General features: G+C 67.3%; 6 protein-coding genes. 5 read left to right on the top strand and 1 reads right to left on the bottom strand.

Annotated elements, in window-relative coordinates:
• The first annotated feature begins 135 nt into the window (after positions 1-135).
• The 3 genes from ACFVVM_RS13965 to ACFVVM_RS13955 all read left to right on the top strand — a co-directional run bounded on the left by ACFVVM_RS13965 (position 136) and on the right by ACFVVM_RS13955 (position 2,161).
• Positions 136-711: a Uma2 family endonuclease gene (locus tag ACFVVM_RS13965; protein ID WP_387617371.1), complete on the top strand. Its 576-nt coding sequence runs from the start codon at positions 136-138 to the stop codon at positions 709-711.
• 76 nt (positions 712-787) lie between these two features.
• Entirely contained in the window at positions 788-955 is a 168-nt protein-coding gene (locus ACFVVM_RS13960) for a hypothetical protein (protein ID WP_387617369.1), read from the top strand.
• A 180-nt stretch (positions 956-1,135) separates the two neighbouring features.
• Positions 1,136-2,161: an ATP-grasp domain-containing protein gene (locus ACFVVM_RS13955; RefSeq protein ID WP_387617367.1), complete on the top strand. Its 1,026-nt coding sequence runs from the start codon at positions 1,136-1,138 to the stop codon at positions 2,159-2,161.
• A 20-nt stretch (positions 2,162-2,181) separates the two neighbouring features.
• On the opposite strand, the gene ACFVVM_RS13950 is transcribed toward ACFVVM_RS13955, so the two are convergent.
• A complete protein-coding gene (locus ACFVVM_RS13950) occupies positions 2,182-3,072 on the bottom strand; it encodes a LysR family transcriptional regulator (protein WP_387617365.1) in 891 nt (296 codons plus the stop codon).
• A gap of 185 nt (positions 3,073-3,257) precedes the next feature.
• Between ACFVVM_RS13950 and ACFVVM_RS13945 the strand changes: the two genes are divergently transcribed.
• Positions 3,258-4,637, top strand: coding sequence for an MFS transporter (locus ACFVVM_RS13945; RefSeq protein WP_387617363.1), 1,380 nt, complete (start codon positions 3,258-3,260; stop codon positions 4,635-4,637).
• The gene (locus tag ACFVVM_RS13940) at positions 4,634-5,116 is read left to right on the top strand and encodes a pyridoxamine 5'-phosphate oxidase family protein (RefSeq protein WP_387617361.1); all 483 of its coding nucleotides are present in this window, start codon (positions 4,634-4,636) and stop codon (positions 5,114-5,116) included. Before ACFVVM_RS13945 ends, ACFVVM_RS13940 begins: the two co-directional genes overlap by 4 nt.
• Positions 5,117-5,139: the final 23 nt, after the last annotated feature.

Below are 5,139 nucleotides of genomic sequence, written 5' to 3'. Positions count from 1 at the left end.
TCTTGTGCTGCCCGCCTACCTCGTTTTCCCTGGTAGGCGGGCAGCATCAACACTCCGTGATCGTCCGGGAGACGCTAGAATCGAACCATTCGGCGCGAGCGGCGCGCTGTGATCGGACGAGTCGGAGGTGTTCGTATGGCGATGCCGTCACCACGCTCCGATCACTGGACTGCCGCGGATCTCGACCACATGCCCGACGACGGACTGCGATACGAGGTGTTGAATGGCCAGCTCGTCGTGAATGCCGCACCCAAACCGAAGCATCAGTGGTTGATCCAATCGCTGTTTCTGGCGTTGCAGCCGGTCGTCCCGGCCGACATGGCCACTTTGTTGGGCATCGGTGTGCTGATCGGTTCCGACGAGCCTGTCCCTGACCTGGTTGTTGTCACCCGGCCCATCGATATGGAGAGTCGGGGTGTGCCGGCCGCGCAGGTCCAAGTCGCTGTCGAGGTGGTCTCGAAGTCGACCACTTTCCCCGACCGCATGGTGAAGCCGGTGATCTACGCCTCCGCGGGAATCCCGCACTACTGGCGGTTCGAGATCAACCCGTTCAAAGGCCAGCTTCCCGGCGAGACCCTCCCGGTTCTCTTCGCCTATTCGTTGGGATCCGATGGCAACTACGAACAAACACACCGAATCTCGGCTGGACAACCTGTGAAGGTGTCCGCGCCCTTCGAGTTCACCATCGAAACCGGTTCACTGTTGCCCTGACCCCGCCCGAGCCCGCGCTCGCTCGGGCGCGTCCCTCGATCCGGGACTATCCTGGTGGTGGAAAAAGGGGGAGAACATGACCGATCAGCACAATGATCAAACCGACCCGCGGGCGCGGTGGCGGCAGCTTCCGCCCGCGCCTACGGAGTTGGTCGAGGAGACCGCTGTCGACACCAGCGCTACCGATCACGGGCTGCCTGCGATCGATCTCACCCAGGAGTTCGTCCGTAAATACGGTCTGTGACGCGGGTGTGAGGCCGGTCGGCTCCGCGTAGAGCGGGACGTGACGTGCAGGCTTTCGTTCCGAAATGTGCGTGACGCCGAATCGGGTTATTGTCCGGTTCTCTACGGGAACGGGAAGGGTGCGGTTGTCATAACGCTTCGGATTTGGCTGAGCAGTGCGGGGGCGGCGACGGTCCAGGTCATGCGGTTGTTGCGGGAGAACCCGGACGGGGTCGATGTCACCGTGTACGCCAGCAATGTGGATCCGGACGCGGTCGCACTCTCGGTGTGTGATGTCTCGGCGATCGAACCTCGCCATGTCGGCAACGACGAGTACGCGCAGTTCGCGTTGGACTTCTGTCGCACGCATCGCATCGATGTGATGATCCCGCCGCGCCGGCTCGACGCGCTGGCGGGGCGGGTGGCGGACTTCGCGGCGGTCGGCACCAGCCTGATGTGTTCGCCGGTGTCGGCGGTGACGGCGCTGACCAGCAAGGTGCGCACCTATGAGATCGCGGGCGCGGCGGGGATTCCGGTGCCGCCGTGGCGGGAGGCGACCGATGCCGACGAGTTCTGCGCGGCGGTCGAGGAGCTCTCGCGCGACGGCGAGACGCTCTGCATCAAGCCGAGCGGCGAGTACTCGGCCTTCGGGTTCCGCATCCTGGACGACCGGCCGCTGACCATGGCGTGCCTGCGGGCCGCACCCCGCCCGGTGGCCTCGGTCGCGGCGGTGGCGGGGGCGATGCGGCGGGCAGCGGACGAGGGCGAATACGTGCCGCCACTGCTGGTGATGCCGTTTCTCGACGACCCGGAGATCAGCATCGACTGCCTCTCCGCGCCGGGAGGCGAACTGCTGGTGGGTATTCCACGCGCCAAGCAGGGCCGCTTCCGCCTGCTGCTCGACGATCCGACCGCGGTCGAGATCGCCCGCAAGCTGGTCCGGCACTTCGAACTGGCGTATCTGACCAATGTCCAATTGCGTTATCGCGCTGGGGAACCGGTACTGCTCGAGGCCAACCCGCGGCCGTCGGCCGGGCTGTTCCACACCGCCTTCGCCGATGTGAATCTGCCCTGGGCCGCGATTCGCCTACTGCTGGAACGAGATTCGGGCCTGCGGACCCCACCGCGACTCGGCGCCAGGCTGGCCGTGGCGGAAGCGGTCATGGAGGTCGCCCCGCACTGGGAGGATCAGGTCGCGCGCCGGAGCTCGGACCTGGTCCCGGGCTGATCGAGCCCGGCGCTGGGCATTCAGCCGAGCGCCGGGACCCCGGCGGTGGTCTCGATGGCCGCCTCGATGAACGCGCGGACCATCGCCGTCGCGCCGGTCGTCGGCCAGACGAGCCCGTAGGTGAGTGGCGGCGAGTCGGTGAAGGGCAGGTACACGAGGGTGGGCCGGGGGTAGTAGCGCGCACCCTGCGCCGCGCACACGGTGACACCTTTGCCCGCGGCGACCAGCGTGAGCAGCTCCTGCCAGTAGGTGGTCGTCTGCAGCGGTCGACTGGCTGGGCTGTGCGCCGGAACGAGGTCGTCGAGGAAGTAGTCCGACAGCCCGGCGATCGCGAGGATGGTCTCCCCGCGGAGGTCCTCGGCGCAGACGGCCTCGCGGCCCGCGAGCGGGTGCAGGCTCGACACGGCGAGCACTCGCGGGTCGCGGAAGATCACCGGTCCGGTTACGAGATCGGGCTCACACACCGGGAATTCGAGCAGCGCGAGGTCGAGTTCGCCGCTGCGCAGCGGACTGTAGCGATCCGACAGGTGGAGCTCCCGAATGTCGACTTCGCAGTCGGCGTGGCGAGCGCGAAAGACATCCGCGATGCGCATGACCGCTTCACCCGCCATGGGACTCGAGAAGCCCACCGTCAGCGTGCCGCCGATACCGCGTGCCGCGTCGGACGCGCGCGCGAACGCCGCCACGATGCCGAGCTGATGCGGTGCCAGGTCGTCGAGCAGCTGCCTGCCGATCGGGCTCAACGCGACCCGTCGGCTGGTCCGATCGAACAGCGGCGCGCCGACCCGCCGCTCCAGCGTCCGGATCAGCTGACTCACGCGAGCCCGCGAGAGATGCAGCCGCTCGGCGGTACGGCCGAAATGCAATTCGTGCGCGAGGGTCCGAAAAGCCTCCAGCTCTTGCCAATCCATCGTCACCCTCACCTACCGGTAAGCGCGCCTTACCGATAGGTGAGCACTTTACCGTTGTTCCCGGCATCTGCCCTGGTCGAAGCTGATTCCGGCCACCTGATCAAGCGGTGGCCATCTCGCTCACCACGGGGTGACGTGTCGAAGAACGGACAGAAAAAGTGTTGCAAGTAGCCGAGAGCGACCGGATGACCGGTCGCGTGTGGGGAATGCTGCTCGTGTTGTGCGCAGCGATCTTCCTCGAGGGCGTGGATGTATCGATGATGGGCGTCGCGCTGCCCGCCATTCAGGCCGATCTGGGAATGACCACCGGCGAACTGCAATGGGTGGTCAGCGCCTATGTGCTCACCTATGGCGGATTCATGCTGATGGGTGGCCGGGCCGCCGACCTGCTCGGGCGGCGGCGGATGTTCCTGTTCTGGCTGGCGGTGTTCATGGTCTTCTCCGGCCTCGGCGCCTTCGCCGGGGAGGGCTGGGTCCTGATCCTGTCCAGGCTGGTCAAGGGTGTCGCCGCGGCGTTCCTCACGCCCGCGGGCCTGTCGATCATCACCACCAGCTTCCCGGAGGGCAGGCTGCGCAACAAGGCGCTGCTCGTCTACGCCGGAACCGCCGCCGCGGGCTTCTCGCTCGGCCTGGTCGTGGGTGGTCTGCTGACCACGATCAGCTGGCGGTGGGTCTTCATCGCGCCGGTGATCCTGACCGCGGCGATCCTGGCCGCCGCCATCGTGCTGGTGCCGAAGGACGAACCGCTGGAACGTTCCTCGGGCGGGTTCGACCTGACCGGGGCGATCAGCGTGACCGCCGCCGTCCTGCTGCTGGTACTCACGGTGGAGCGGTCGACGCACGTCGGCGCCGCCCAGACCATCGGCCTGCTGACGCTCAGCGCGGCGCTGCTCGTCGTGTTCGTGATCACCGAGCGGCGTTCACGGTCGCCGCTGGTCCGGCTGGGGATCTTCGCCTCGGGTCCGCTGGTGCGCGCCAACCTCGCCGCGATCCTGTTCTCCGGGTCGTTCTTCGCCTTCCAGTTCATCGTGGTGCTGTACCTGCAGCAGCTGCGTGGCTGGTCGCCGTTGCAGACCGGGCTGGCGCTGCTGGCCATCGGTATCGACGCCGTACTGGCGCCGACGCTCACACCCTGGCTGGTGAATCGGTACGGCAATGTGCGGGTGATCCTCGGCGGGCTGGTCATCGCCGCGCTGGCCTACGCGCTGTTCCAGCCGATGGCCCTTGACTGGACCTATGCCGCGATGTTCCCCAGCATGATCCTGCTCGGACTCGCCTTCGCGCTGGTGTACGGACCGCTCACGATCGCCGCGACCGACGGCGTCGACGGGGCCGAACAGGGGCTGGCCGGTGGACTGCTCAACACCTCGTTCCAGTTCGGCGCCGGTGTCGGGCTGGCGATCGTCACCGCGGTGAGCACCGCGGTCATCGGTGGCGCCACCACCCCGGACGCGATCCTGGACGGCTATCGCGCCGCCCTGCTCGTGCCGGTCGGCGCGGCCGTCCTCGGTGCGCTCGTGATCGCCGCAGGCCTTCGCCGGACCTCGGCGCTGGAGCCGGCATGACGACAAGAGTGACCGCGTTCGCCGCGATCGAGGACGAGTTCAATGCCTACGTGGGCAGCATCGTGTCGGCCACGATGGTCACCGTCGATGCCAAGGGGCGCCCGCGAACTCGCGTCCTGATCCCGGTCTGGGAACTGGTCGACGGCGTCCCGGTGGGTTGGCTGGCGACCTACAAGACCAAGGTCAAGGCGGCGCACATCGCGGGCAATCCGTACACGAGCTTCTCGTACTGGGCCCGCGGGAACAACTCCGCCGCCGTCGACGCCCACGCTGCCTGGGTCGACGACCTGGACCTGAAAGCCCATGTCTGGCGGCTGTATCGCAAGACCAGCCCGCGCGGCGCCGGATACAACCTCGGTCAGTTCTGGAACTCGCCGAGTGATCCGCTGCTGCACGTCCTGAAGCTGACGCCGTGGCGGGTCCAGGTCATCCGGGGCAGAGATCTGCGCTCCCGGATCTGGCAGCCCGCGTCGGCCTGATGTTGCGGTCCACCCCGGCGGTC

It is taken from the genome of Nocardia sp. NPDC058176 (assembly GCF_042883805.1).
In the GTDB taxonomy this organism is placed as follows: Bacteria; Actinomycetota; Actinomycetes; order Mycobacteriales; family Mycobacteriaceae; genus Nocardia.
Note: the sequence above shows the minus strand (reverse complement) of the source record. Positions and strands in the feature narration are given on the sequence as shown.